The organism is Rhodococcus sp. Leaf233 (genome assembly GCF_001426165.1).
Classification (GTDB): Bacteria; Actinomycetota; Actinomycetes; order Mycobacteriales; family Mycobacteriaceae; genus Rhodococcoides; species Rhodococcoides fascians.
Window position 1 is genome coordinate 22,741 of record NZ_LMRO01000001.1, and the last position, 25,796, is coordinate 48,536.

Sequence of the window (25,796 nt, forward strand, 5' to 3'; positions counted from 1 at the left end):
AAGGAAGATCATGAAGGTGAGCATCGAGAATCTGAGCCTCGCATACTCGGGAAACACTGTGGTCCGAGACCTGGACCTGGAGATCGCCGACGGAGAATCCCTGGTGTTACTGGGCCAGTCGGGTTGCGGTAAGACGAGCACGATGCGCTGTGTCGCAGGGCTGGAGACCCCCAGCGCGGGGCGTATCACCATCGGTGATCGCGTCGTCCACGACTCGCATAAGAACAAGACGATCCCACCGCACAAGCGCAACGTGGGCATGGTCTTCCAGTCCTACGCGGTCTGGCCGCACCGGACTGTCTTCGACAACGTGTCGTTCTCGTTGAAGATGCAGAAGGTGAACAAGACCGAGATGAACCAGCGCGTCCTCGAAGCCCTCGACCTCGTCGGGTTGGGCGAAATGGCCCACCGCGGAGCAAGCTTGCTCAGCGGCGGTCAGATGCAGCGGGTGGCGCTGGCTCGGTCGTTGGTGATGCGCCCCAGCGTGCTCCTCCTCGACGAGCCGCTGTCGAACCTCGATGCCCGACTGCGCGAACGACTTCGGATGGAATTGCGAGAGCTTCAGCTCCGACTCGGACTGACTACCGTCTACGTCACGCACGATCAGGTCGAGGCATTCGCCCTTGCGGACCGAATCGCGTTGATGCAGAACGGCCGAATCGTCCAGATCGGTACCCCCGAGGACATCTACACCTCGCCGATGTCCGCCTCGGTGGCCGAGTTCCTCGGTGTCGGCAACATTTTCCGCGCCACGGCTGCGTCGGGACCGCGCTCGACGATGGAGCTGACGGACTTCGGACAGATTGCAGTGTCGGTCGACGCAGCGTCGGCCGCCGACGGGCCCGTCGTGGTGTGCTTGCGGCCCGAGGATCTGTTGGTCACCCCGTTGGATGATGTCGAGCCCGAGGGCCAGTCCTGGATGGGCACAGTCGATGTCGCCAGCTACCAGGGGGCGTCCATTCGGTACCGCGTCACACTGGACCACGGCCCCGAGATCGAAGCCGTCGCCACCGGACACGCCAGCCGAATCCTGGGAATGGGAGAACGCGCACGGGTCACAGCAGTAGCCGGCGGAGCTCAGGTTCTCGTCGACGATCGCGTCGCCTCCGAGGCGGTGCCGGTATGAGCGCTCCCACCGACAATCGGCCCGTCACCACGACGACGCCGCCGGTCGACACTCCCGCACCCCAACGCAGGCCCGGTCTGAAGAAGTGGATTCCGACGCTTCTGCAGTTGGCTCTGCTCACCGTGATCGTGCTGTTCCCGATGTTCTTCATCGTGATGGGCGCATTCACCGACAACGCCGAGCGCACCTCGCTGTTCGACTTCGGCAACTTCACCCTCGACAACTTCTCGCTGCTCGGATACTCGACCGCGCAGAGTGCCCTGTGGAATTCGGCATTGGTGGGGATCGGGTCCTCGATCGTCGCCCTGGCGATCGGGTGCACGCTGGCTTTCCTGGCCGCCCGCACCAACGTGCCGGGGCGAAAGATGATCTACGGCATCGGTATCGCCCCGCTCTTTCTCCCGGCACTCGTCGGCGCACTGGCGTGGGCATTGCTGGCCGGACCGGCCACCGGCTACATCAACCTGGTGCTGACAGCGATCGGCCTGCCCGGGTTCATCGACATCTACAGCTTCGGCGGCATGATCTTCATCCTCGGCATCTACTACGCGCCGTACCCGTTCCTGATGGTCCACTCCGCACTGTCGTTGATGAACCCCGACCTAGAGGACGCCGCCAGCCTGCACGGTGCCAAGCTGACGAAGATGCTCAGCAAGATCACCTTCCCGCTCGTCATGCCTGCCGTGATCGGTTCGGGAATCCTGGTTTTCGCACTCACCGTGGAGAACTTCCCGGTCGCACAGGTGATCGGTGTTCCCGGTGGAGTCGACACTCTGCCGACTCTGATCTACCGGCTGATGAACGCGTCGCCGGCCCGCGGTAACGATGCCGCTGCTGTCGCCGTCGTACTGACCGTCCTGCTGGTTGCCGTCGTCGCATTCCAGCAGCGCGCGATGAGCAGCAAGGAATACACCACCGTCAGCGGCAAAGGTGTTCGGGCGCGCCAGGTTCCGCTGCGCGCATGGCGTATCCCGGCTGCAGTGTTCGCGTGGGTGTATTTCGCCCTCGCCGTTCTCCTGCCGCTCATCGCCCTGGTGTTGGCTGCGCTGCAGACGAGCCCGTACGTCGCGAACATCGGTCAGCTCTTCGACTCGGGGGCCCTGTCGTTCTGGGGACTGGGAGAAACGTTGCGCAGTGCCGACTTCCACAGTGTGATGACAAACAGTGTCATCGTCGGTGTCGCCACCGCCGCTATCGGTACCGCGTTCTGCTTCGCTTTGGCGTACACGAGGTATCGCACGAACGCTCCGGGCCGAAAGCTGTTGGAGTACCTGGCGATGCTGCCGCTGGCCGTTCCTGCCATCGTGCTCGGGCTGGGTCTGCTGTGGACGTGGCTGGCGCTCCCGCTTCCGATCTACGGAACACTGGCGGTGCTGGTGATCGCGTTTGTCGCTGTCACAATTCCCCAGGGCTATCGCGGTGTATCGGCGTCGATCATCCAGTTGGACAAGGACTTGGAAGACAGCGCCGTCATGTTGGGTGCACGACGGCATCGGGCGATCTCGTTCGTCACCGCGCCGCTGCTCAAGGTCGGACTGTCCTCGACGTTCCTGTTGCTGTTGATGCTGTCCATGCGTGAGCTCACCGCCGCGCTGTTCCTGTTCACCTCCGACACCCGGTTGCTGTCGATCGCGATCTTCGACGCCTACGACAACGGCTCGTTCCAGTCGGCGGCCGAGTTGAGTCTGCTGTACTGCGTCGTGATCGGTGTGCTCGCAATCCTCTCGCGTCGCTTCGGATCCAAGGAAACTGTCTGATGAGAAAATTGGTCACAGCAATCGCGCTGGGTGTCGCAGTGGCAACGGCCACGGCTTGCTCGCCGCCACCCGAACGGCCCGCTCTGGCTCGGGCGGCGGAGGAGATCATCACCGACAACGGTCTCGTCATCGACGGCGAACAGATCGCCGATCCGGATCTGTGGACGCGGGCCCAGGCCGAGGGTGGCATCACCCTGTACAGCGGCTACACCGCGGTCACCGAGGCGACGGTGCTGAAGAACTTCGAGAAGGACACCGGACTCGACGTCAAGCTCGTGCGACTCACCCCGAACCGGCTGTACGAGCGACTGGTGGCCGAGTACGGTGCCGGCCGTCTCGACGCGGACGTCGTGCGCATCTCCGATGCCGGCTTCGTCAGCGGACTGAGCGAACGTGGTGTGTTCCAGCCCTATACGCCGCCGACAGCTACCGAGCTGCAGGACGACGTGGTGTTCGACGGTGGGAACTACTACCGGACGTTCGACCCGATCTACACGATGGGCTACAACAGCGCGCTGATCGAGGGCGACGACAGGCCGACCTCGTGGGCGAATCTTCTCGACGATCGGTGGAAGGGCAATCTCGGTATCGCTCAGGCCGGCGCCGGCGGTAGCGCACTGGCACTGACTCGGTTCCAGCGCGAGGTCCTCGGTGACGACTACCTCCGTGAGTACTCGTCGGAAGCAAGGGTGTTCGACTCGATCGGAGCTCAGCTCGATGCGCTGGCTCGAGGCGAGATCGAAGCAGGGACCGTGGTGGTGAGCAGTGTCAATATCGCCAACAACGAGAATGCGCCGGTCAACTTCGTGGTACCGGAGGAGGGGCTCACCGCCTACGACTACTACACCGGTGTCGCGTCCACTGCGAAAAACATTGCGGCCGCGCAGGTATTCATGAACTGGAACCTCTCCAAGAGGGGACAACAGGTGTTCAGCGATCTCGGTGAGTACTCGGTGCGCAACGACATCGACCCGCCGGTGATCCGCGGAATCGAGCTGCCGAAGTTCACCGACCCCAAGGTCAACCGGATCACGCAGTCGGAGTCGATCGAGAATTCGGCCGACGACCAAGAGGCCTGGAACGCGATCTTCGGTTACAACGAGTAATCCCTCGTGCGCGTTTTGCGTACCTGGAGGGGCGCAAAACGCGCACGACCGGAGCTACACACCACCGAGCACAGCATCGACCAGATTCTCGGCGTAGATGCGGTCGGTCCCGCCTCGATCGGCATCGGTGTGATGCGAGAAGATGACATGGCTGAGAACCGCTCCTGTCACGAGTTCGAGAATCCTGGTGGTATCGGCCGACTCGGGTAATTCGCCCCGTTTCTGGGCTCGGTGCACGATCAGCCGGGCCGCAACCAGTCGGCTTCGGTTGAGTGTGTCGATCATGTGCCCGAGTAGATCGGGGTGCACCCGCGCATCGAGGGCGACGCGCAGGCTGACGAGACCGGCCGTTCCTCGGTAGCCCTGCAAAAGCTGCACCGCCAATTCGACGAGATCCGCCCGCAGGTTGCCGAGGTCGATCGGTGTCGCGAGCGGACTTCGAGCTTCCAGCGCATCGACGACCAAGGCCCCCTTCGATTCCCAGCGTCGGTAGAGCGCCGCCCTGCCGACGGACGCGCGGCGAGCAACGGCGTCGAGCGTGAAACCCGACCAGCCTTTCTCCCAGTAGACCTCGAGCACTGCGTCGTAGACGCGGTCCTCCAGATCGGGATCACGCGGCCTGCCCCGTCGGCTCGTGGTTTTGTCGGTCACCCAGGGATTGTGGCACCTACCCGGCATTGCGGACAATCTGTGTCTGTAATAGGTTCCCGGTCATGAGTTCTGTACGCCACGAGGCGTCGACGGTGGATCCGAGACGTGTTCCGGTGATCGTGGCTATCGGTGAGACAAGCGGCCGCGGCGAACCCATGGGCGTCGAACCCATGGAACTGATCACGCGCGCTGCCACCGAGGCACTTCAGGATTCGCCGACGTCGGAGCCGTGGATTTGCAGAGCGGACAGCATCACGTTCTGCCACATCGCCAGCTGGGCTTACGCCAGTCCCGCCGCTGCGCTGGCCCGTAGATTCGGTGCCACCCCCACAGATGTGTTCGACGCGCCGATCGGTGGCCAGTGGCCCGCGCGCCTTCTCGATCGCGCAGCCTCGCGCATTGCGTCCGGGGAGTCGACGGTAGCGGTGATCGCGGGCGGTGAAGCGCAGGCCTCGATGGGCGCCTTGGTCAAGGCCGGGCGAGAGCCCGTGCGGGATGGGGGATGGAGCGCGGACCCGGGAGGTCCGCCCACCTTCGACCTCGATCAACTCGGAAGTGCCGCAATGCAAGAGGCCGGCCTCATCACTCCGGTTCGGATCTATCCGTTGTTCGAGAGCCGCTTCAGATTCGAGGCCGGACTGGATCCGGAGTCTCGACTGGTCGAGTGCAGCGACCTTTATGCGGAGTTTTCCGTTGTCGCCCAGAAGAACCCGTACTCGTGGAACGGGCGAGTGCGGACGGCTGCCGACATCGGCACGCCGTCGCCGAAGAACCGCATCGTGTGCGAGCCGTATCCGTTGTCGATGAACGCCATGCCCTTCGTCGACCAGGCGGCGTGCATCGTGGTGACCAGCTTGGCCGAAGCCCGAGAACGCGGTGTCCCCGAGGGCGACCTCGTGTTCGTCTGGGGCGGTGCGGGTGCCGAGGATTCGGTCGACATTCTCGACCGCAGCGATTTCGGCCGGTCTCCAGCGATGGAGGATGCGATGGACCGAGCCTTGCGCGCCGCAGAGATCGGAGTCGAACAACTCGACGCGGTCGATGTGTACAGCTGCTTCCCGATCGTGCCGACCCTCGCCACCCGACACCTCGGAACGCCGAAATCATTGGTACCCAGTGTGACCGGTGGTCATTCGTCCTTCGGTGGTCCCCTCAGTAGTCATTCGCTGCATTCGATCACCGCATCCGTCCGCGAGATTCGCGGCGGCAAGAACTGCGCACTGGTGCACGCGAACGGTGGCTATATGACGTATCACCACTCGGTGCTGCTCGGTGGCGACCAGCACCCACAGGGCTACGTAGGAAATCCCGAACCCGCAGTGCTGACGCCGGATTCACCGCCTCGTGCACCTGTACAGGACGGGACTCTCGTGGTGGAGACAGTGTCCGTCGAGCATTCTCGGCAGCAGGAACCGAACCAGGCGTTCCTCGTCGCGAGAGACGAACGCGGACGACGCGTCGCCGCACAGACGGCACCCGGGGACACGGCCAGCGCCCGTGCGCTGTCCCTGTATCGAACCGACCCGGCACGCGAAATCATCGGGATAACAGTCACTGTCGACACCATCGAGGGGAACATCCGTGTCCGAAGCAGCTAGCACCGAACCTGTCGTACTGACCAGGCGGGAAGGTCACGTACTCGTCGTCACCATCAACCGACCGCGAGCTGCCAACAGCATCGACGCCCGCGTGCACACGTTGCTCGGGGAGGCGTGGGAGTCCGCCGAGGCAGATCGAGACATCCGAGCCATCGTCCTGACCGGCGCGGGATCGGCGACTTTCTGTGGCGGTGCCGATCTGAAGGCCCTCGGCACCGGAGGACCCGGCGCGGTGACCCCGCCCGAGACCGAGCACTGGGGGTTCGCCGGCATTGTGCAACACCCGATCTCGGTCCCGGTCATCGCGGCCGTGAACGGGTCGGCGATGGGAGGAGGAACCGAGATCGCGCTGGTCTCGGACATGGTCGTCGCGTCGGACACGGCAGTGTTCGGCCTGCCCGAGATCCGGCGTGGTCTCATCGCTGGTGCAGGTGGCGCTTTTCGGCTGATGTCCGCGGTGCCGGAACACATTGCCCTGGAGATGATCTTGACCGGACAGCCGATCTCCGCGCAGGAAGCCGCACGGTGGGGATTGGTCAACAGAGTTGTGGCCCCGACCGAGGTCCTCGACACCGCCCTCGAACTCGCTCGGCTCTGTGCTGAAGGCGCTCCGCTGGCGGTGCGCGCATCCAAGCGTCTGGCCCGACGTATCACCGACGGTGCCATCGCGCACGAGAAAGATTCGTGGGCACAGAACCGTCAGGAATTGGATCGACTCACCACAACGCAGGACGTCGTCGAAGGAATCACCGCATTCCTACAGAAACGCGATCCGACATGGACCGCGCAGTGAACGCACGGCCGTGAGCGTGGGAAATCCAAGCTTTACTCAGGCGGTTGCAGTGCGGGAGGCACCGTCGAAAGCCGAGTGATCCTCCCGCAGTGTTCCTCTATCGGGCAGTGACCTGGTCGTGCTCGTCGCTTGTGGGATTCTCGGTCCAGGGATTGGCTTCCCAGGCGAAATTCAGTCCGAAGACGACGCCCGCACCGACCAGAACCATCGATGCGGCTCGCCAGAGCGGGATGTCCCCGCCGACGCCCCAGAGAATTGCCAGCGCGACGATGGCACCCACGACCGGGCTCAATATCGCGTGTGTGGTGGCGTTCATGAAGTGCCTCCTGATTGTTGTCGTCCGGGCGGCTCGTTCGAGGTCGATTGTGCTCTCCGTTACGTACCAGAAGTAACGATAATGGAGCCGAAGGTTCCACGCACCCGCGTGGTCGGCTTTCGCAACCAGGCGCTCGAGCCCGCGAACAGCTGCTGGGCCGAAAGCGGAATGGAAGGCCGAGGGGCCAGTAGCTACGTACCCAGGTTCTGTGATCGCATGACCCCATGCGTACCTCGACATCCACCCGACTGATCACCGTGATCGCGGCAGCAACGTTGACGGCAGGCGTCGCGTGCTCCTCGACGGCCACTACCGAACCACCGCAATCCGCAGCGAGTACATCTCGGACCACGACTGATCAGGCGATGGCCGAACAGCCATATTCTCAGCTCGAGGCGAGGGACAGCGCTCGGCTCGGCGTCAGCGCACTCGATCTCACGTCCGGATCCATCCAGAGTTATCGCGGTGACGAACGTTTCGCGTTCTGCTCGACGTTCAAGGTGTATGCCGTCGGTGCCGTACTCGCCGCCGTCGACGCAGGCAGGCTGCGGCTGACCGACACCAGAACAATCGCCGCAGAGGACAAGGTGCCCGAGTCGGCCGTCGATTGGGCACCCGGCTCGGTCGTCACCATCGCAGATCTCGCCTCCGCAGCGTTGACGAAGAGCGACAACACATCCGGCAATCTGCTGATACGTGAAGCAGGTGGCACAGCGGCGCTCACCGACTTCGCGCGATCGCTCGGCGACACCGAATTTCGGCTTGATCGCACCGAGCCGGAGTTGAACACGGCCATCCCGGACGACCCTCGGGACACCACAACTCCGAACTCGATGGCCGCCGGCTACCGGACCCTGCTCGACGGCGACGCACTGACGCAGGCATCACGACAGCAGTTGCTGGACTGGATGGCGGGCAACCAAACCTCCACGGCCCGCTTCCGCGCGGGCATTCCCCCGCAGTGGACGTCGGCCGACAAGACCGGAACCGGTAGCTACGGTGTCTCCAACGACGCGGGTCTGGTGCTCGGACCCGAAGGTCAGAAGATTCTGCTCGTCGTCCTCAGTGCTACGACGTCGGGTGCGGAGGACTCACCGGCCATGAACGCCCTTGTCGCCGATACGACTCGGACGGTCGTCGAACAGCTGGATTGACGTCAGTTCTCGGATCGGCGGACGGCGTCTACGAGGGGTACGAGGTCCGGTTCACGTGCTGCTTCGTCGAGGGCCTCACGCAGGGCCGCGTCGTTGGTCGGCCGCGCTGCCTCGAGCAGAGCCAGGCCTTCGTCACTGACGTCGGTGTAGATGCCGCGGCGGTCGGTGGGGCAGAGGTACCGGGTGAGCAGCCCGCGGTCCTCGAGGCGGGTGACCAGACGGGTCGTTGCACTATGGCTCAGGACGACGGCGTCGGCCACCTGCTTCATCTGCAGGTGTCCGCCCACCCCGTCGTGCTGACGTGCCAGGACGTCGAGCAGCCAATACTCGCGAGCGCTGAGGTTGTGGCCGGCCTGCAGAGCCTTCTCGATGCGGCTCTCGATGCGACCGTGCAGGACCGACAACGCCAGCCAGTTCTGGGCCAGCGCCGTCAGGGCGGGGTCCTTCGCCGTCATTGCTGCGCCTTCCGTGCCGATGTTCGTACAGCCACCGTACAGCGCCTGCCGTTAATCGGCGTCTGCAACTACATCGGTCGGCGGGCGACGATGCGTCGAGCATGGGCCAGCACCGGTGCGTCCACCATCTGACCTCGGAAGGCGAACACCCCGCGATTGTGCTCGACGGCGTCGAGTACGGCTGTGGCCCAGTCCATTTCCTCGACCGTGGGCGCATAGGCCTCGCGAATGACGGGGATGTGGCTGGGGTGGATGGCCACTTTGCCGTCGAAGCCCACGGCTACAGCGTCGTCGGCCTCGGCGCGCACCCCGTCGAGATCGGGGATGTCGAGGTAGACCGAATCGAGCGCGAACAGTCCCCGCGCCTTGGCGGCCAGCAATGTCTGCGACCGAACATGCTGTGCGACATCGCGGTAGCGGCCGTCGCCCAGTCGACTCGAATTCCCGCCCATCGCAGCGACCAGATCCTCGGCACCCCACATGGCACCGATGGCATTGTCGGCTGCGAGTGCGTCGAACACCGTCATCGCCCCGAGGGGGGATTCGATCAGTGCGACGACATTCAGTGGGGCCAGAGCTGTTATCTGACCGGCAGATTCACACTTGGGCAACATGACGGTCGTGTACTCGGTGCGCTGCAACGCGTCGAGGTCGGCAGCCTGATCCTCGGTGCCGTGTGCATTGACTCGAACGATGGTGCGCGACGGGTCCAGCGGTGTCGACACCACGGACTCGCGAGCGCCGGCTTTGTCCGCGGCACCGACAGCGTCCTCGAGATCCAGAATGACGACATCGGCTCGGGCCGCTGCCTTCTCGTATCGCTCGGGTCGATCAGCGGGACAGAACAGCCACGCCGGGCCAGGGGGAATCCAGGTCACGACGCGTCGTCCTCGGGCCGCATCCGGACGAGAGTCTTGCGGACGGCAATCGCGACGACGTCACCGTGCTGATTTCGACCGGTGTGGGTGAACGTCACGATTCCCTCGCCGGGGCGGGACTTGGATTCGCGCTTGTCCGAGATCACCGTCTCCGCGTAGAGGGTGTCGCCGTGAAACAGCGGCTTCGGGAAGGAGACCTCGGAGAAGCCGAGGTTGGCGACAATCGTGCCCTGGGTCAGCTGCGTCACCGACAATCCGACGAGGGTGGACACGGTGAACATCGAATTCACCAGCCGTTGACCGAAAGATGTTGTCTCACTGTAGGCGGCATCGAGATGCAGGGCCTGGGTGTTCATCGTCTGTGTGGTGAACGATGTGTTGTCGGCCTCGGTGATGGTGCGGCCGGGGCGATGTTCGTAGACGGTACCGAGCTCCATCTCCTCGAACCACAGGCCGCGTTGCCGAATGCGCTTGTCGCTCATAGCCCCAAGCTCCGGGCGATGAGCATCAGCTGAACCTCGGTGGTGCCTTCACCGATTTCGAGGATCTTGCTGTCGCGGTAGTGACGGGCGACGACGTACTCGTTCATGAATCCGTAGCCGCCGTGAATCTGCGTCGCGTCGCGGGCGTTGTCCATCGCAGCCTCGGAGGCCACGAGCTTGGCGATGGACGCGGCCTTCTTGAACGGCTTGCCCGCCAACATCAGTGCCGCCGCGTCGTAATACGCCGTCCGTGCGGTGTGTGCGCGTGCCTCCATGCGGGCGATCTTGAACGAGATCGCCTGATTGCGGGCAATCGGAGCGCCGAATGCCTCGCGCTCCTTGGCGTACTTGACGCTCTCGTCGACGCAACCCTGAGCCGCACCGACCGATACGGCAGCGATCGCGATCCGGCCCTCGTCGAGGATGTGCAGGAAGTTCGCGTACCCGCGGCCTTCCTGGCCGAGCAGGTTCTCCTGCGGGACTCGTACATCGGTAAAGCTGAGCGGGTGTGTGTCCGAGGCATTCCAGCCGACCTTGTTGTACGCCGCTTCGGCCACGAACCCGGGAGTGTCGGTGGGCACGAGGATCGACGAAATCTGCTTGCGTCCTGTTGTCTCGTCGACGCCGGTCACAGCGGTGACGGTCACCAGTTCGGTGATGTCGGTTCCGGAGTTGGTGATGAACTGCTTGCTGCCGTTGATGATCCAGTCACCGCCGTCGCGCTTGGCGGTGGTCTTGGTGCCGCCCGCGTCGCTACCGGCACCCGGCTCGGTCAACCCGAAGGCCGCGAGAGCTTTGCCCGCGGTGAGCTTGGGTAGCCACTGCTGCTTCTGCTCGTCGTTGCCGAAACGGTAGACGGGCATGGCACCGAGCGAGACGCCTGCCTCGAGCGTCATCGCGACGCTCTGGTCGACCTTGCCGAGCTCTTCGAGTGCCAGGCACAGGGCGAAGTAGTCGCCGCCCATGCCGCCGTACTCCTCGGGGAAGGGCAGACCGAAAAGGCCCATCTCGGCCATCCCTGCGACCACCTCGTACGGAAAGGAGTGCTCGGCATCGTGTTTCGCCGAGACCGGCGCGACGACGGTGCGGGTGAAGTCCGCCACGGATTTGACCAGTTGCTGGTATTCGTCGGGCAGATTGGACGACGACAGATGTTCGGTCATGACTTGTCCTCTTCGGTGTCGGTGGGAACGATGCGGGCGAGGACCTGGTCGACGCGGACCTGATCTCCTACTGCGACTGTGAGTTCGACGGTGCCGTCGATGGGCGTGGTCAAAGTGTGTTCCATCTTCATCGCCTCGACGACGACGATGGCAGTGCCTGCGGTGACGGCGCTGCCGGAGGTCGTTCCGATCGCGATGATCGAACCCGGCATCGGCGAGAGGATCTCTGCGTCGCCGGACTGCGTGTCGTCTTCGCGCACATTGGGTTCGGCGATTCGATCGATTCTCCAGGTGCCGCGTGAGCTGGATACCCAGGTGGACGATTCGTTTCGGGCTACGGTCATCGACTCGCGTCGATCGTCGAGTACGAGGTCGATGGAATCCTCGGTAGCGGAGGCCCGCAGTCGGCGCGGTTCGTCGTCGTCGACGACGACCGTCGCCGCATCGAGGGTCCCGGTGATGGACACGTGCGCGGTCCGAGTGCCGGATGTCAGCCGGAGCTGGAACGGTGCGTGCGCTCCCACCCGCCAGCCCGACGGCGTTGCCCAGATATCCTGGCCCGCCTCCTGCCACGTGGCGAGCCAGGCGACGGTGGCTGCGGCGATCATCGCCTCGTCGGGGGAGTCGGCGGCAACGAAATCCTCGACGCGGCGGTCCAGTAGGCCGGTGTCGAGATTGCCGGCACGGACCTCGTTGTCGGCGAGCAGGAATCGAGCGAATTCGATGTTGGTGACGACGCCGAGTACCGAGGTATCGGCCAGCGCGCGATCCAGGCTGCGCAGCGCTGTAGTGCGATCGGGGCCGTGTGCGATGACTTTCGAGAGCATGGGGTCGTAGTTGCTGCCCACCTCGGTGCCGATGGCGAGACCGGAGTCGACGCGGATGCCCGTGCCGGTGGGCTCGCGCAACCCGACGACGGTGCCGCCGGTCGGGAGGAACTCGCGGCCGGGATCCTCGGCGTAGACGCGCGCCTCGATGGCGTGTCCGGTCAGTCGAATATCGTTCTGACTCAGCGTCAGTGACTCGCCGGCGGCGATCCTGACCTGCCACTCCACGAGGTCGATGCCCGTGACCATCTCGGTCACCGGGTGTTCCACCTGTAGTCGAGTGTTCATCTCCATGAAGAAGAAGTCATCGGGGTGGTCGGCGGAGACGATGAACTCCACGGTGCCGGCACCGGAGTAGTCGACGCTGCGAGCGGTGTTGCAGGCAGCCTCGCCGATACGCGCTCGGGTCTGCGCGTCGAGCAGTGGGGACGGCGCTTCTTCGATGACCTTCTGATGGCGTCGCTGCAGGCTGCATTCGCGCTCACCGAGGTGGATGACGTTGCCGTGACCGTCGGCGAGGATCTGCACCTCGATGTGCCGGGGCCGCAACACGAATCGCTCGAGGAACAGCGTGCCGTCGCCGAACGAGGAGGCCGCCTCGCGGCGGGCACTGGCCAGCGCGGCAGGCAGATCCTCGGCGCGCTCGACCAGACGCATGCCCTTGCCGCCGCCACCCGCGGACGGTTTGACCAGGACCGGGAATCCGACGTCGGGTGCACCGGCGATCAGGTCGTCGTCGGACAGTCCCGGTCGCGAGATGCCGGGTACAACCGGGACACCGAAGGCGCTGACCGCGGCCTTGGCGGCGATCTTGTCGCCCATCACCTCGATGGCCTTCTCCGGCGGCCCGAGGAAGGCGATTCCGGCTTCGACGCAGGCCGCAGCAAAGTGGGAGTTCTCCGAGAGGAAGCCGTAGCCGGGGTGAATTCCCTGTGCGCCGGTGGCTTTCGCGGCGGCGATCACCTTGTCGATGTCGAGGTAGCTCTCGCGTGCGCTGGCAGGGCCGAGTCGTACCGCGGTATCGGCTTCGCGGACGTGCCGGGCGTCGGCGTCCGGATCGCTGTAGACGGCGACGGTCCGAATGCCCATGCGGCGCAACGTTCGAGCGACGCGTACCGCGATCTCACCGCGGTTGGCGATCAGAATGGTGTCCAACATCGTGGTCATCTCTCTCACATCCGGAAAACGCCGTAGGAGACCGGCTCGAGCGGCGCATTGGCGCATGCCGAGAGTGCCAGTCCGAGAACAGTTCTGGTGTCGGCGGGGTCGATGATGCCGTCATCCCACAGCCGGGCCGTCGAATAGTAGGGGTTGCCCTGACTTTCGTACTGGTCACGAATCGGAGCTTTGAAGGCCTCCTGGTCTTGCTCCGACCACGGATTGCCCGACGCATCCAGTTGGTCACCTCGGACGGTGGCAAGGACGGACGCCGCCTGTTCACCGCCCATCACCGAGATCCGCGCGTTCGGCCACATGAACAGGAAACGCGGGGAATACGCTCTGCCGCACATGGAGTAGTTGCCTGCACCGTAGGAGCCGCCGATGACGACGGTGATCTTCGGAACGCGGGCGCAGGCCACTGCGGTGACCATCTTCGCGCCGTGTTTGGCGATGCCGCCGGCTTCGTAGTCTCGGCCGACCATGAAGCCGGTGATGTTCTGCAAGAACACCAGTGGGATGCTGCGCTTGTCGCAGAGTTCGATGAAATGTGCGCCCTTCATCGCAGATTCGGCGAACAGCACACCGTTGTTGGCGATGATTCCGACGGGATGGCCGTGGAGGTGGGCGAATCCGGTGACGAGTGTCTTGCCGTATTCGGCTTTGAACTCGTCGAATTCGCCTGCGTCGACCACCCGGGTGATCACCTCTCGCACGTCGTACGGGGTGCGTGGGTCGATGGGGACGACGTCGTAGATCTCGCTCTGGTCGACGATCGGGTCGCGGGTGGGAACGACATCCCATGGCCGCGGCGTGCGGGGCCCGAGGGTGGAGACGATCTTCCGGACGCGGCGCAATGCGTCGCGGTCGTCGTCTGCCAGATGGTCGGTGACTCCGGAGACCTTGGAGTGCAGATCTCCGCCACCGAGTTCTTCGGCGGTGACGACCTCGCCGGTCGCGGCTTTCACCAGGGGCGGGCCGCCGAGGAAGATGGTTCCCTGATTCTTGACGATGATGGCCTCGTCGCTCATCGCAGGCACGTATGCCCCGCCCGCGGTGCAGGAGCCCATCACGGCGGCGATCTGCGCAATTCCCTTGGCGCTCATGGTCGCCTGGTTGAAGAAGATGCGTCCGAAGTGGTCGCGGTCAGGAAATACCTCGTCCTGACGCGGGAGGAATGCGCCACCGGAGTCGACGAGGTAGATGCACGGCAGAGTGTTCTGCAGGGCGATCTCCTGCGCGCGCAGGTGCTTCTTCACCGTCATCGGGTAGTAGGTGCCGCCTTTGACGGTGGCGTCGTTGGCAATGATGATGCACTCTCGACCGGCCACGCGACCGATGCCTGCGATCACGCCTGCCCCGGGGCACTCGTCGTCGTACAGGCCGTTGGCAGCCAGCGGTGCGATCTCGAGGAACGGGCTACCCGGATCCAACAGCTCGTCGACCCGGTCGCGGGGGAGCAGCTTGCCGCGGGCGATGTGCCGTTCCCGGGACTTCTCGCTACCGCCGAGTGCTGCCACGGCGAGCTTCTGGGAGAGCTGCTGCGTGAGTAGCTGATGATCTGCGCGGTTGGCAGCGGTATCGATCGCCATGAGATGCACGCCTTCAGGGGTTGGACGTCGGTGTCACACAGGGTTCAGTTAATGGTTGATAACTGACATGATAGTAAACTACGATTAACCGAGAGTCCAGGTTCGAGGGGGTGGCAGTGCAGGAGATCGAGGTCAAGCCGGCCACTGTGCGTGAGCAACGCAAAGCCGAACGTCGGCAGCAACTGCTCGATGCCGCGGCATCGCTGTTCGCCGAACGCGGGTTCGCGTCGGTGCGGCTCGAGGATCTGGGTGCAGCCGTCGGCATCAGTGGACCGGCCGTCTATCGCCACTTCCCGAACAAGGAGGCGGTGCTCGTCGAACTGATGGTCGGAATCTCGGAGTATCTGCTCGACGGCGGTCGCGAGGTGGTCGGCTCGCGGAAGGTCGATGAAGAGACGGTGTCGGCTCTGGTCGATTTCCACCTCGACTTCGCCTTCGAGACACCGGCTTTCATTCGGATTCAGGATCGCGACCTGCAGAGCCTCCCTGATGGGGCGCGACGCAAGGTGCGCCGCATGCAGCGCGAATACGTGGAGCTGTGGGTGTCGACCCTGTGTGCCGTCGACCCGGAACTGAACGAATCCGATGCCCGAACTACCGCGCACGCGGTATTCGGACTCATCAACTCCACGCCCTACAGCGCGGGCCGCACTCCGTCGCGCAATGCTCGGCCGGTGTTGCGAGCAATGGCATTGGCGGCATTGGGGGTATTGCACTGACCTCAGCGCCCACAATTCGACTACGTAAGCGGGATTCCGCCTGCAGATACGAATAGTGGGCGCTGAGGTCACCTCTGCGCCGCGCACAGGAAGAGCAAATCGTCGTTATCGGAGACAATGATCGACATGACGACCCAACTTTCGCCCGTCGAGATCGGCCGACGGCAGAGTCGATTCACTCGTGACGAGGTGCCACGACTGCTGGCGATGGCCGGCTTCATCGCCGCTCTGCATGTGATCGGTTGGGGCCTGTTCACCCACTACGACTCGATTCCGAGCATTCACGGCCTCACCGGAGCCGACGGCACTCTCGTCTACGCCGGAGCCGGTGTACTGGCGTACACCCTCGGGCTCAGGCATGCGTTCGACGCCGATCACATCGCCGCCATCGACGACACCACCCGCTTTCTGCTGCAGAAGGGCAAGCGGCCGTTGGCCGTCGGGCTGTTCTTCTCGCTCGGGCATTCGACCGTCGTGTTCGTCTTCGTCGCCGCGATTGCCTTCGTCGCGTCGCAGGCGACGGCGTTTCAGGACGCGTTCGCCGGGGTCGGCGGCATCATCGGCACGTTGGTGTCCGGAACCTTCCTGTACCTTATCGCCGCGCTGAACATCGCGGTCCTCGCCGGCATCGTCGGAGTCTGGCGGCGCGCAAAACGAGGTGACGTCACCGAGGCCGGGCTCGACGAGCTGTTGGCCAAGCGTGGCTTGATGAATCGACTGTTCCGGGGCCGCTACGACAAGATGATCAACCACTCGTGGCAGATGTACCCGCTCGGCTTACTGTTCGGACTCGGTTTCGACACCGCGACTCAGGTCGGTCTACTCGCGATCGCCGGCACCACCGCTATCGCCGGCGGACTCCCACCGATGGCGATCATCGCGCTTCCGGTCCTGTTCGCCGCGGGCATGACCACGATGGACACGATCGACGGCATCTTCATGTCCAAGGCGTACGGCTGGGCGTTCGTCACTCCGGTCCGCAAGATCTACTACAACATGACGATGACGGGCCTGTCGGTCTTCGTTGCGTTGGTGATCGGGACGGTCCAGCTGCTGACGCTGCTTGCCGAGCAGTTCGAGCTGACCGGTGGCCTGTGGGACGCACTGGCCGTCATCGACCTCAACCTCGCGGGCCAACTCGTCGTCGGCACGTTTTTCGTTGTCTGGATCGGCGCGGTCGTGTATTACAAGGTGGCGCGCATCGACGAACGCGGTGGCGCACACTCGAACGCAACGGAGACCCAGTGATCGCTCGTCGTCGGATCGGTGCCCTTGCAGTAGTTACGGCGCTGGCGTCGAGCATGGCTTCTGGCCTGCTGACCGCCCCAGCCTCGGCTGCGCCGACGATCACTCAGAACATCGGCGACGTCGTCTCCAGTCGCGCTCTACAGCGGGAATTCTGGATCCCCGGTTCGTCCTCGGCCGAGGTGCTCACCTACGTCACCACCGATACGTTCGGCGAGAAGGCGCTCAGCACCGGCACCGTCTTCCTCCCGCAGGGCACTGCGCCCGAGGGCGGTTGGCCGGTGATCTCGTGGGCCCACGGCACCTCCGGGCTCGGTGACTCGTGTGCGCCCTCGGTTGCGGGACCGGCGCTGGCCGAACGAGATCTGCCGTACCTCGGCAACTGGCTCGCGCAGGGCTACGCCGTTGTGGCCAGTGACTATGCCGGCCTCGGCACCGAAGGATTGCAGGCATATCTGGACGGGCGGACCACGGCGCACAACGTGGTCGACATGGTGAAAGCAGGCCGCAACTACAGCGATCAACTCTCGCGCAAGTGGGTGACGGTCGGACAATCTCAGGGCGGCGGCGCGGCGATCTACACCGCGCGCTACGCAACCGAATTCGGTGGACCGGATCTGGACTATCGCGGCGCAGTGGGCACCGGAACTCCCGCGTACATCGAGAAGCTCGTCTCGATCGGCGGACCGGGGATGCCGCCGGTGGCGCTCCCGGCCGGTCTGACCGCGTACGTCGCGTACATCGCTGCGGCTCTACGCTATTCGCACCCCGAGCTGGGCCTGGACGACATCCTCACTCCCGTAGGTAAGAAGTACGTGGATCTGGCCGAGACGGCCTGTGTCGCGGACCTCGAGGAGCAGCTCGAGGGTGTCAAGGTCGGTGATTTCTTCACTGCGCCGTTGACCAGCCTGCCGAATTTCACCGCAGTACTCGACGACTACATGGCCATGCCCGAGGCCGGCTTCGACAAGCCGTTCTTCATGGGCCACGGGCTGCGGGACACCGATGTCCCGTTCCCGACGACCGCCGCGTACGTCGCCAGGCTCACCGCCAACGGTCAGCCGGTGACGTTCCGGCCCTACTATGCCGATCACAGCGGAGCGCTCGTGCAATCACAGGCCGACACGATTCCGTTCGTCGCAGGGCTGTTCCGTTAGGTCACCGGTCGCTTGCTGGGCAGTCCGTATGCCCGGGCGGTGAACTTCTCGAGCACGGTGCGCGGCAGCAGTCGCTGCGCCATGAACACTGCGGGAGCATTGCTGCCGACGGCGTAGAGGGGCCGAGTCTTCTTGTCCTCGACGGCTTTCAGGACCGTCTCGGCCACGGTGTCCGCGGAGATACCCTGTGCCTCTTTGGCGTCGAGGTGCGAGATCACTGTCGTGAAATCGCGCAGATACGGCGAATGCGGTCCGCAGTACTTGGTGCGGCGGGCGGAGAGTCCGGTGGCGATGGAGCCGGGCTCGACGGTGGTGATGTCCACCCCGTAGGGCGCGAGCTCGAAGCGGGCCGCCGTCGAGAAGCCCTTGATCGCTGCCTTGGTCGCGGCGTACGACGAGCGATAGGCCAACGGGAAGCTGGCCAGCATCGAGCCGATGTTGACGACCTTGCCCCGACGGCGTTCGCGCATCCCCGGCAGCACGGCTTGCATGAGCTCGACGGCACCGAACACGTTGAGCTGGAACAGCCGGGTGACCGCCTCGATCGGGAGTTCCTCGACGGGGCCGCACTGGCTTTCGCCCGCATTGTTGATCAGAACATCGATCTCCACGTCGGCAAGACCGTCGACGAACGTCCGGATGGAGGCCGGGTCGGTCAGATCGAGATCTCGGTACTCGACGCCGGGGATGGGGTCGACCACGGTGGAACAACTGCGGCTCGTGCCGATGACGCTGTAGCCGCGAGCGAGCAGTAGTTCGGCGACAGCTTGGCCGATACCGGACGTGGCTCCGGTGACAAGTGCGGTGTTCATCTACGCCTCTTCGTTGCGGTGTTTCTGGTTCTCGGGGTGGCGACTGCCGCCGTGGGAGTGGTTCGATCGATTCGTCGCAACCTGGTGCTCGGAACTCGGGTGTGCAAGGCCGGCACCGACTTACCCGCCGCCATGACGGTTCGGTCCGGTCGTACGACAGCCGCTACCGCGTGACCGCGCCGCAACCACAATCCGAGCTCGGAGGAGGCCGCGACCTCGACGACGACAGCCCCACGACGATCGACCTCGCGTCGCTGTTCGACGGTCAACGGGGTGGTCGAGACGAACAGGAATTGTCCCGGTGCGACGTTGTCCAGTCGGGCGCCGTTGTCCAGGGAGCTGTTGGGGCACAGCGCGCCTACCACCGAACGGATCTGCGCTGCCGGACGCTGGACGAAATCGGAACGGGTGAGCGGAGGAGTGGCGCTGTCGGACACCTTCGCTCCGATGAGGGGCAGGTGGCCGAGAGCCGGTGCGAGCGTGGTGCGCAGAATTCCGGTCAGCTGACTGCCGCCGGTCATCGCCCAGCCCATGGCGACGGCCATCCGAATCATGGCTGTGGCATGGGCCTTTCGCTCGATTTCGTAACTGTCGAGTGCCGAATCGGAGACGTGCCCATCCAGGGCCCCGACGATCTTCCAGACGAGGTTGCGCGCATCGCGCAGACCCGCGCCCATTCCCTGTCCGATGAACGGTGGAGTCAAGTGCGCCGCGTCGCCGAGGACGAACACGCGTCGATCCCGCCAGCTATCGGCGACCTGCGCCCGAAATGTGTACTCGGCGCTCCGAATCAGCTCCATCGAGGGGTCGTCGACGTGCCGCAGCCACGGCGCTATGAGCGGCCGGACGGCGGCGAGATCCTCGAACTCGTCGAGGGTTTCGCCGTCGAGCATCCGAAATTCCCAGCGGTAGCGGGTGGAACCGATTCGCATGTACGTGGCGGATCGTTCGGAGTCGCACACCTGGTGAACGCCGTCCCACTGATCGAGTTCGGCATCGGTGGCGATATCGATCACCAACCACCGTTGCGCGAACCCGAGGTCCTCCATCTTCGACCCGATGGACCGGCGCACGATGCTGTTGGCACCGTCGCACCCCAGCGCGTAGTCCGCGGTCACCCAGTGTGGGGTGTCGTCCTCGGTGGATGTGTACGACACTCGGACCGTATCTTTCAGGTTCTGCACGTCGGTGATCTCGCACCCGCCGCGCATCTCGATCGTGTCGTATCGGGCGACGTGCGTGCGCATGAGGCGCTCGAGGTCCGGTTGATCGAACATGTTCGCCTGGGGATAGCCGTGCGGTCTGTCGTCGGGATCGCGCTCGAACTCGGCCAGGGTGCGCAGATCCTTGGTGCACAGTCGCAGCCCACGCCCGGGACGTGAGATGCCGGCGAAATCCTCTGCGACACCGATGTCGTGCAGAATTCGGTACACCTCGTCGTCGAGATGTACTGCGCGCGGCTGCGGATAGACGTCGGCCCAGCGATCGAGCACCAGGCAGGGGATGCCGTACTGCGCCAACAGCAGAGCGGCCGTCATGCCCGTCGGGCCGGATCCGACGATGACCACCGGGTGGTGGGTGCCGTCGGATCCGCGTTCGGTCATCGGTACGAGACCCGGGTGCGCTGCACTCCCAGGTCGAGGGATCCGTCGGGGGTGGAGCACGTCAGTTCGAGAACGTCGCCGTCCTGCAGGAAGTCGGGATTCTTGGCCTGCTTCTTGAAGAACACCTTCCACTTGAGCGCCGGCGGGATCAGGGATCCGATCATCTCGATCGGCTTGGCCGGAGCCTTCAGCGCAGTACCACCGGGAGTGCCGGTGAGCAGCAGATCGCCCGCGTCGAGCCGCTGGAAATTGCTCAGCGCCTTCAGCGATTCGACCGGCCGGTAAATCATGTCGGCCACGGTACTGTCCTGTCGCACAGTCCCGTTGACGCGCAGTGTCAGAGTCAGCTCGCCGAACCGGTCGAATTCTCCGGCCTCGAGAAGGAGCAGTCGTGGGCCGACCGGCGTGAACGTGGGGTACGACTTGCCCTCGTAGAACTGGGTTTTCGGTAGTTGGACGTCTCGCGCAGACACGTCGTTGGTGATGACGAGTCCGGCGACGTACTCGGCCACGTTGCTGGCATCGATCTTGGTGCCGACGGTCAGCGTCTTGCCGAATACCAGGCCGATCTCGATTTCGTAGTCGAGGAGTTTCACGTGCGTCGGCTTGACGATGTCGTCGGTGGGGCCGCTGATCGAACCGGACGTCTTCCGAAAGAACGTCAGTGGCACCGTGTCGGGGTTCATTCCCGAGTCCTTGACGTGCGAGACGAAATTGGTCATGTTCGCCACTACCCGGCACGGTGCGGTGACCGGGGAGAGGAGCGAAAGCGTCTCCACTGCAAGCACATCGGTGCCGGTACGCGCTGCGTCCACAGCGGCGCGATCGGCGAGAAGCTCGGCGGTCGTGGTTGCCGACGTGTCGATGCGCGACGCCCCGGCCGGGGTCTCGACCCACCAGGCGTCGGCGGTGCGTAGTACAGCGATGCTCATGAGGAAGCCACTTTCATCAGGCCGCGAAGGCGTTCGGTGTCGAACTCGTTGTCGGTGCGTAGGGAGGACAGGATCGATTTGAGCTCGTGCAGAGAGGCTTTGCTCGGGGCGATACCGAGAAAGTCCTTCGATGCCGGTGGGCCCCACTGGGCGAGGCCGGATGCCGTCATCGGTGCCCAGCCGGGTTCGAGCGAGCTGTCGAACATGTCGCCGTCGCTGAAATGCTCCACCAGGAAACCGTCGGGATCGCGCCAGTAGTCGAAGATCTGACTGCCCTGGATGTGTCTGCCGATGCCCCAGGAGTGCTTGTACCCACGCTCGGTGAGGAATTCGCCACCGGCGGCGATGGCGTCGATGTCGGTCACCTGGTACGCCGAGTGCACGTAGCGATTCGACGGGCCGAGAGTCATCGCGAGCGTGTGGTGATCGGACGGGATGCTGCCCCGATCGCAGCGGATGAAGCTCATCACCGGTCCACGGTCGCGTTGGCCGTCGTAGTAGAGGAAATCGCTGACGATCAGACCCAGGTGGTGTAGGTACCAGTTCAGATTCTCCAGGTAGTCCACTCGCTGCAGCACCACGTGCCCGAGCCGTTGGACGCGCGCCGGCTGACGCGGGGGCCTCTGGGTGGCGTTGATCCGGTTGCGTGGATCGCCGAAGTTGTAGGTGTGCGCGTCCTGGCCCGGGAGTTCGGGATGTTCGGTGTAGCCCGACACGATCTGCACAGGCTGTCCGCCTGGATCGGTCAGAGTGACGGCGATGCCGCCGAGTGTGTCGGGTAGCCGGTGCACCTGCTGCCCGGTGGCATCGGCGAGGCGGACGACGTCGGCGTCCTCGGCGGCAGCGAACGCCGCGCCGACGAACCGCGTTCGTTTGCCGCGTCGGATGATCACGCACGGCGACCCGACGTGCGTGCCGCGTAGGTGAATCTCCTCGGACGTGCGCAGTGAGACGGTGAAACCGAACGCCACCGCGAATGCCTCGGCCTTGGCCAGGTCGGGTTTGCGGAACTCGAGCCACGCGATGTCGCGCACCTTGATGATCGGGTCGGCGGCTTTTCCCGGGTGTTCGCCTGGAAGCGCGCCCTGATCCACATGCATGTTCTTGTGGCCGTCGACGTCGTGTCCCATCAGCCCTCCCTCGTTGGTGACACTATCGTCACCTATGACTAATCGGTCAGTCAAGAGTGTTGACAAATTCGTCAGCGGTGAGGAAGGGTCAAGGCGGCGACAAATGCACTCAGGAGTAGGGACCATGACCGAAACCCCGAATCGCCTCGAGCGACGCAAAGCGCGCACGCGCGGTGCCCTGATCTCTGCCGCGCAGAGCTTCATCGCCCGCGGCGAATTGCACGTGCCGATTGCCGAGATCACTCAGGCCGCAGACGTCGGCATGGGGTCGTTCTACAACCATTTCGAGAGCCGAGAGCAGCTGTTCCAGGCTGCGGTCGACGGTGCCCTCGAGCTGTTGGGCATCTACCTGGACTCGTTGAGCGACGACGAGGACGATCCCGCAGAAGCGTTCACCCGGTCGTTCCGCATCGCAGGCCGGCTGTTCCGGCAACAACCGGATCTGAGCCGAGTGCTCATCCACTCCGGGCCCGAGTTGATCACCTCGAAGCACGGTCTCGGTCCGCGGGCCTCGCGCGACATCGAAGCCGGAGTACTGAGCGGGCACTTCCGCGTGCAGGACACCCAGCTGGCTCTGGCCCTGGCAGCGGGGGCGTTACTGGGCATGGGGCAACTACTGCTCGAACAGCCGGAACGAAGCGACGTCGATGCCGTCGACAACATGGCGCACAGCGTGCTGCTCGCCCTCGGGATGTCCGACGCGGATGCGCGCCAGCTGTGTTCGCGAACCCTGCCTCCGTTGGACGCGGTTCCGAGCGTCGACGCGTAACGGGCCCGTGCGGGTGTCAGCGCGCCCGGCTGTGTTCGAGGTCGCGGATGATATCGCCGACTGCGTTGTCACGCAGTAGCTTCCACTCCAGGATCGGGTTGAGGATCCCGCGGAACCAGAAGTACGGTGCCCACACTGCGGGGGCGATCAGCCGTGCTCGACGCGTACGGACCGCGTCGACCAGGAGGTCCGCCGCCCGTGGGGACGGGAGTCGACGGCTCAACGGCCACGGGAGAAATGCACCGATCCGCTGCCCCATCGGGTCGTTGTCGAGGGTGTGGCGCGCCAGATCGGTGTCGACCACCCCGAAGTACGCCAGACCGGCCGATGCACCGACTGCTGCGAGTTCGATGCGTAGCGCGCGGCCCAGTTGTTCCACGGCTGCCTTGCTGACCATGTAGGCAGACCCGCCCATGCCGGGAGTGAATGCAGCACAGGACGATACGAGCAGAATGTGCCCACCACTGGTCACGATCTCGTCCGCCGCGGCGCGGACGATGGTGAGCACACCGCCGAAGTTGACCGCCATGACGGAGTCGAATACCGCGCGGTCGACGGTCCTGATGGTGGCAGGCGGCGGTGTGATGCCGGCGTTGGCGATCACGATGTCGATCCCGCCGAAGGCGCGCACCGTCGCCTGCACGCACTCCGTCATCGCCTCCGGATCCGTGACGTCCCCGGTCAACAGCAACACCCGTGCAGCGCCAGCCGCGTCGGTCGGGAAGTGAAGATCCACCACTGCCACGGATGCACCGGCGGCCACCAGTTTTGCTACGGTCGCGGCACCGATGCCGCGTGCACCGCCGGTCACCAGTGCGACCTTGCCGGTGAGGTCCATGTGGTTCTTCATGCGGACTCCTTGGTGACGGCGAGTGTGCCCGGCACATCGACAGTGGCACTGCGGCAGGAATAGTGGTCGAGTTCGATGGCCGACATACGACGGGTGAAGTTGCGTACCGAACCCGGCCAGTAGGTGACGTTGCGGCCAGATGGGCTCAGGTAGTAGCTGCTGCACCCACCCGAGTTCCACACCGAACCGGCCAACCGTTCGTCCGTGTAGTCCGCGAATTCCGTTTGTGCAGTGCGGGTGACGTCGATTGCGGCCAAGCACTTGTCGTCCATCGCCCGCAGTGCTGCAAGAACGTAGTTCACCTGTGCTTCGATGGTGACGACCTGCGAGGTGTACACCACCGAATTGGGGCCGAGCACCATGAAGAAGTTCGGAAAGCCGTGCACCGTCGTCCCTCGATACGACGACATCTCTCCGTCGGGCCAGGTCTGCGCCAACGACCGACCGCCACGACCGACGATGCGCCGAAAGCCTGAATGCCCGGCGACGGTGAAACCTGTTCCGAGAACGATGGTGTCGACCTCGTGGACCGTTCCGTCGGTCGTGACGACGCCCTCGGGCACGACGCGGGAGATGGCGGTGGTCTCGACGGTGACGTTGTCGCGGCACAGGGCGGGGTAGAACTTGTTCGAGAACGTCGGCCGCTTGCAGCCGAATGTGTATGTGGGAGTGAGCTTCTCGCGAAGTACGGGATCCTTCACCTGTCTGCGTAGGTGAGCCCGGCCCAGTGCGGTCAACGGCGTCAGCAGGGCGCGGTGCCGAATCAGGCCGGGCACCAGAGCTTCCTGGAACAGATCGAACGTACGACGCATGGCGCGCTGAGCCGCCGGAAACTTCCTGAGCACGGACCTGCCGGACTCGGAGATGGGACGGTCCGGGTGGGGAAGGATCCACGTGGGCGTGCGTTGAAAAAGCGTCAGATGTGCGGCCGACGGAGCGAGTCGGGGTACGAACTGCACCGCCGATGCGCCGGTGCCGATGACGGCAAGACGCCTACCCTCGACCGAATGCTCGTGGTTCCACCGAGCCGAGTGAAAGACGCTGCCCGAGAACGAGTCCAGACCGTCGATACTCGGAGTGGCTGGTTCACTGAACGGGCCGAGGGCTCCGATCAGAATCCGAGAAGTCCATGTTCCGCCGCTCGTTCGCACGATCCAACGCGCCCGGTCGTCGTCCCACGTCGCGTCGAGCACCTCGTGTCCGAATCGGATTCGATCCCGGATACCGAACCGGTCGGTGCAGTCGTTGAGGTACTGCTCGATCTCGGGCTGCAGCGGATACAGGCGGGTCCAGTCCGGGTTGGGTGCGAACGAGAACGAATACAGCGCCGAGGGAATGTCGCACTGGGCGCCGGGATAGGTGTTCACGTGCCACGTCCCGCCGACCGCGCTGTCACGCTCGAAGATCAAGAAGTCGCCGCGGCCTTCCTGTTCGAGCCTGATTCCAGCTCCGAGCCCGCCGAAGCCGGCACCGATGATGGCGACGTCGATGTGCGACGCGGCAGAGTCGTTGTCGGTCATGA

Annotated in this window: 24 protein-coding genes; 10 read left to right on the forward strand and 14 right to left on the reverse strand. The window is 64.5% G+C overall.

Going from position 1 to position 25,796, the window contains the following annotated elements:
• The first annotated feature begins 10 nt into the window (after positions 1–10).
• Genes ASH04_RS00100 through ASH04_RS00110 form a run of 3 tightly spaced genes read left to right on the forward strand, consistent with a single transcriptional unit; the run spans position 11 to position 3,989 of the window.
• Positions 11–1,126 carry an ABC transporter ATP-binding protein gene (locus tag ASH04_RS00100; RefSeq protein ID WP_057472462.1) on the forward strand — a complete coding sequence of 372 codons (1,116 nt, stop codon included), beginning with the start codon at positions 11–13 and terminating at the stop codon, positions 1,124–1,126.
• Entirely contained in the window at positions 1,123–2,883 is a 1,761-nt protein-coding gene (locus tag ASH04_RS00105) for an ABC transporter permease (RefSeq protein ID WP_082519122.1), read from the forward strand. The genes ASH04_RS00100 and ASH04_RS00105 overlap by 4 nt, the downstream gene beginning before the upstream one ends.
• Positions 2,883–3,989 carry an ABC transporter substrate-binding protein gene (locus tag ASH04_RS00110; RefSeq protein WP_048317092.1) on the forward strand — a complete coding sequence of 369 codons (1,107 nt, stop codon included), beginning with the start codon at positions 2,883–2,885 and terminating at the stop codon, positions 3,987–3,989. Before ASH04_RS00105 ends, ASH04_RS00110 begins: the two co-directional genes overlap by 1 nt.
• A gap of 54 nt (positions 3,990–4,043) precedes the next feature.
• Here the strand turns inward: ASH04_RS00110 and ASH04_RS00115 are convergent, their stop codons facing one another.
• Complete coding sequence (locus tag ASH04_RS00115; protein ID WP_235579890.1) at positions 4,044–4,640, reverse strand: TetR/AcrR family transcriptional regulator; 597 nt, start codon at positions 4,638–4,640, stop codon at positions 4,044–4,046.
• A gap of 62 nt (positions 4,641–4,702) precedes the next feature.
• Here ASH04_RS00115 and ASH04_RS00120 point away from each other — a divergent pair, with 62 nt between their 5' ends.
• Both ASH04_RS00120 and ASH04_RS00125 read left to right on the forward strand, forming a co-directional pair.
• Complete coding sequence (locus tag ASH04_RS00120) at positions 4,703–6,238, forward strand: acetyl-CoA acetyltransferase (protein WP_235579891.1); 1,536 nt, start codon at positions 4,703–4,705, stop codon at positions 6,236–6,238.
• Positions 6,222–7,031: an enoyl-CoA hydratase/isomerase family protein gene (locus ASH04_RS00125; RefSeq protein ID WP_032382313.1), complete on the forward strand. Its 810-nt coding sequence runs from the start codon at positions 6,222–6,224 to the stop codon at positions 7,029–7,031. Before ASH04_RS00120 ends, ASH04_RS00125 begins: the two co-directional genes overlap by 17 nt.
• 97 nt (positions 7,032–7,128) lie before the next feature.
• On the opposite strand, the gene ASH04_RS00130 is transcribed toward ASH04_RS00125, so the two are convergent.
• A complete protein-coding gene (locus tag ASH04_RS00130) occupies positions 7,129–7,347 on the reverse strand; it encodes a hypothetical protein (RefSeq protein ID WP_057472465.1) in 219 nt (72 codons plus the stop codon).
• A 224-nt stretch (positions 7,348–7,571) separates the two neighbouring features.
• Here ASH04_RS00130 and bla point away from each other — a divergent pair, with 224 nt between their 5' ends.
• Positions 7,572–8,501 (forward strand): class A beta-lactamase, encoded by a 930-nt coding sequence (gene bla / locus ASH04_RS00135; protein ID WP_057472466.1) that lies wholly within the window; start codon positions 7,572–7,574, stop codon positions 8,499–8,501.
• 2 nt (positions 8,502–8,503) lie between these two features.
• On the opposite strand, the gene ASH04_RS00140 is transcribed toward bla, so the two are convergent.
• The 6 genes from ASH04_RS00140 to ASH04_RS00165 form a co-directional block, all read right to left on the reverse strand.
• On the reverse strand, positions 8,504–8,956 hold the full coding sequence (locus ASH04_RS00140; protein ID WP_032408353.1) for a MarR family winged helix-turn-helix transcriptional regulator: 453 nt from the start codon (positions 8,954–8,956) through the stop codon (positions 8,504–8,506).
• A gap of 68 nt (positions 8,957–9,024) precedes the next feature.
• Entirely contained in the window at positions 9,025–9,834 is an 810-nt protein-coding gene (locus ASH04_RS00145; protein ID WP_057472467.1) for an HpcH/HpaI aldolase/citrate lyase family protein, read from the reverse strand.
• Complete coding sequence (locus tag ASH04_RS00150) at positions 9,831–10,316, reverse strand: MaoC family dehydratase (protein ID WP_027494718.1); 486 nt, start codon at positions 10,314–10,316, stop codon at positions 9,831–9,833. The genes ASH04_RS00145 and ASH04_RS00150 overlap by 4 nt, the downstream gene beginning before the upstream one ends.
• Positions 10,313–11,479 (reverse strand): acyl-CoA dehydrogenase family protein, encoded by a 1,167-nt coding sequence (locus ASH04_RS00155; RefSeq protein WP_027494717.1) that lies wholly within the window; start codon positions 11,477–11,479, stop codon positions 10,313–10,315. Before ASH04_RS00155 ends, ASH04_RS00150 begins: the two co-directional genes overlap by 4 nt.
• Complete coding sequence (locus tag ASH04_RS00160) at positions 11,476–13,473, reverse strand: acetyl/propionyl/methylcrotonyl-CoA carboxylase subunit alpha (protein ID WP_057472885.1); 1,998 nt, start codon at positions 13,471–13,473, stop codon at positions 11,476–11,478. The genes ASH04_RS00155 and ASH04_RS00160 overlap by 4 nt, the downstream gene beginning before the upstream one ends.
• 5 nt (positions 13,474–13,478) lie before the next feature.
• Entirely contained in the window at positions 13,479–15,056 is a 1,578-nt protein-coding gene (locus ASH04_RS00165; RefSeq protein WP_032385871.1) for a carboxyl transferase domain-containing protein, read from the reverse strand.
• A gap of 110 nt (positions 15,057–15,166) precedes the next feature.
• Between ASH04_RS00165 and ASH04_RS00170 the strand changes: the two genes are divergently transcribed.
• The 3 genes from ASH04_RS00170 to ASH04_RS00180 all read left to right on the forward strand — a co-directional run bounded on the left by ASH04_RS00170 (position 15,167) and on the right by ASH04_RS00180 (position 18,177).
• Positions 15,167–15,775 (forward strand): SACE_7040 family transcriptional regulator, encoded by a 609-nt coding sequence (locus ASH04_RS00170; protein ID WP_057472468.1) that lies wholly within the window; start codon positions 15,167–15,169, stop codon positions 15,773–15,775.
• A 126-nt stretch (positions 15,776–15,901) separates the two neighbouring features.
• Positions 15,902–17,023 (forward strand): HoxN/HupN/NixA family nickel/cobalt transporter, encoded by a 1,122-nt coding sequence (locus ASH04_RS00175; RefSeq protein ID WP_051365299.1) that lies wholly within the window; start codon positions 15,902–15,904, stop codon positions 17,021–17,023.
• Positions 17,024–17,076: 53 nt separating this feature from the next.
• Positions 17,077–18,177 carry an alpha/beta hydrolase family protein gene (locus tag ASH04_RS00180; RefSeq protein WP_156394456.1) on the forward strand — a complete coding sequence of 367 codons (1,101 nt, stop codon included), beginning with the start codon at positions 17,077–17,079 and terminating at the stop codon, positions 18,175–18,177.
• On the opposite strand, the gene ASH04_RS00185 is transcribed toward ASH04_RS00180, so the two are convergent.
• The 4 genes from ASH04_RS00185 to ASH04_RS00200 are packed head-to-tail and all read right to left on the reverse strand — an operon-like array spanning position 18,174 to position 22,655.
• Entirely contained in the window at positions 18,174–18,989 is an 816-nt protein-coding gene (locus tag ASH04_RS00185) for an SDR family oxidoreductase (protein ID WP_032388066.1), read from the reverse strand. The two genes, ASH04_RS00180 and ASH04_RS00185, sit on opposite strands and share 4 nt — an antisense overlap.
• Positions 18,986–20,593 (reverse strand): bifunctional 3-(3-hydroxy-phenyl)propionate/3-hydroxycinnamic acid hydroxylase MhpA, encoded by a 1,608-nt coding sequence (gene mhpA, locus ASH04_RS00190; RefSeq protein ID WP_057472470.1) that lies wholly within the window; start codon positions 20,591–20,593, stop codon positions 18,986–18,988. The genes ASH04_RS00185 and mhpA overlap by 4 nt, the downstream gene beginning before the upstream one ends.
• Positions 20,590–21,525 (reverse strand): fumarylacetoacetate hydrolase family protein, encoded by a 936-nt coding sequence (locus tag ASH04_RS00195; protein ID WP_032392899.1) that lies wholly within the window; start codon positions 21,523–21,525, stop codon positions 20,590–20,592. Before ASH04_RS00195 ends, mhpA begins: the two co-directional genes overlap by 4 nt.
• Positions 21,522–22,655 (reverse strand): VOC family protein, encoded by a 1,134-nt coding sequence (locus ASH04_RS00200; RefSeq protein WP_057472471.1) that lies wholly within the window; start codon positions 22,653–22,655, stop codon positions 21,522–21,524. The genes ASH04_RS00195 and ASH04_RS00200 overlap by 4 nt, the downstream gene beginning before the upstream one ends.
• A gap of 124 nt (positions 22,656–22,779) precedes the next feature.
• Here ASH04_RS00200 and ASH04_RS00205 point away from each other — a divergent pair, with 124 nt between their 5' ends.
• A complete protein-coding gene (locus ASH04_RS00205; protein WP_057472472.1) occupies positions 22,780–23,424 on the forward strand; it encodes a TetR/AcrR family transcriptional regulator in 645 nt (214 codons plus the stop codon).
• A 16-nt stretch (positions 23,425–23,440) separates the two neighbouring features.
• Here ASH04_RS00205 and ASH04_RS00210 read toward each other — a convergent pair whose 3' ends face one another.
• Together ASH04_RS00210 and ASH04_RS00215 are read right to left on the reverse strand one after the other, a co-directional pair.
• On the reverse strand, positions 23,441–24,274 hold the full coding sequence (locus tag ASH04_RS00210) for an SDR family NAD(P)-dependent oxidoreductase (protein WP_057472473.1): 834 nt from the start codon (positions 24,272–24,274) through the stop codon (positions 23,441–23,443).
• A complete protein-coding gene (locus tag ASH04_RS00215; protein ID WP_057472474.1) occupies positions 24,271–25,794 on the reverse strand; it encodes a flavin-containing monooxygenase in 1,524 nt (507 codons plus the stop codon). The genes ASH04_RS00210 and ASH04_RS00215 overlap by 4 nt, the downstream gene beginning before the upstream one ends.
• Positions 25,795–25,796 lie beyond the last annotated feature (2 nt).

Coding starts and splice junctions, on each gene's coding strand:
- ASH04_RS00100 (WP_057472462.1), top strand. CDS start 11: ATGAAGGTGAGCATCGAGAATCTGAGCCTCGCATACTCGGGAAACACT.
- ASH04_RS00105 (WP_082519122.1), top strand. CDS start 1,123: ATGAGCGCTCCCACCGACAATCGGCCCGTCACCACGACGACGCCGCCG.
- ASH04_RS00110 (WP_048317092.1), top strand. CDS start 2,883: ATGAGAAAATTGGTCACAGCAATCGCGCTGGGTGTCGCAGTGGCAACG.
- ASH04_RS00120 (WP_235579891.1), top strand. CDS start 4,703: ATGAGTTCTGTACGCCACGAGGCGTCGACGGTGGATCCGAGACGTGTT.
- ASH04_RS00130 (WP_057472465.1), bottom strand. CDS start 7,347: ATGAACGCCACCACACACGCGATATTGAGCCCGGTCGTGGGTGCCATC.
- bla (WP_057472466.1), top strand. CDS start 7,572: ATGCGTACCTCGACATCCACCCGACTGATCACCGTGATCGCGGCAGCA.
- ASH04_RS00140 (WP_032408353.1), bottom strand. CDS start 8,956: ATGACGGCGAAGGACCCCGCCCTGACGGCGCTGGCCCAGAACTGGCTG.
- ASH04_RS00150 (WP_027494718.1), bottom strand. CDS start 10,316: ATGAGCGACAAGCGCATTCGGCAACGCGGCCTGTGGTTCGAGGAGATG.
- ASH04_RS00155 (WP_027494717.1), bottom strand. CDS start 11,479: ATGACCGAACATCTGTCGTCGTCCAATCTGCCCGACGAATACCAGCAA.
- ASH04_RS00160 (WP_057472885.1), bottom strand. CDS start 13,473: ATGACCACGATGTTGGACACCATTCTGATCGCCAACCGCGGTGAGATC.
- ASH04_RS00165 (WP_032385871.1), bottom strand. CDS start 15,056: ATGGCGATCGATACCGCTGCCAACCGCGCAGATCATCAGCTACTCACG.
- ASH04_RS00175 (WP_051365299.1), top strand. CDS start 15,902: ATGACGACCCAACTTTCGCCCGTCGAGATCGGCCGACGGCAGAGTCGA.
- ASH04_RS00180 (WP_156394456.1), top strand. CDS start 17,077: ATGGCTTCTGGCCTGCTGACCGCCCCAGCCTCGGCTGCGCCGACGATC.
- ASH04_RS00185 (WP_032388066.1), bottom strand. CDS start 18,989: ATGAACACCGCACTTGTCACCGGAGCCACGTCCGGTATCGGCCAAGCT.
- mhpA (WP_057472470.1), bottom strand. CDS start 20,593: ATGACCGAACGCGGATCCGACGGCACCCACCACCCGGTGGTCATCGTC.
- ASH04_RS00195 (WP_032392899.1), bottom strand. CDS start 21,525: ATGAGCATCGCTGTACTACGCACCGCCGACGCCTGGTGGGTCGAGACC.
- ASH04_RS00200 (WP_057472471.1), bottom strand. CDS start 22,655: ATGGGACACGACGTCGACGGCCACAAGAACATGCATGTGGATCAGGGC.
- ASH04_RS00205 (WP_057472472.1), top strand. CDS start 22,780: ATGACCGAAACCCCGAATCGCCTCGAGCGACGCAAAGCGCGCACGCGC.
- ASH04_RS00210 (WP_057472473.1), bottom strand. CDS start 24,274: ATGAAGAACCACATGGACCTCACCGGCAAGGTCGCACTGGTGACCGGC.
- ASH04_RS00215 (WP_057472474.1), bottom strand. CDS start 25,794: ATGACCGACAACGACTCTGCCGCGTCGCACATCGACGTCGCCATCATC.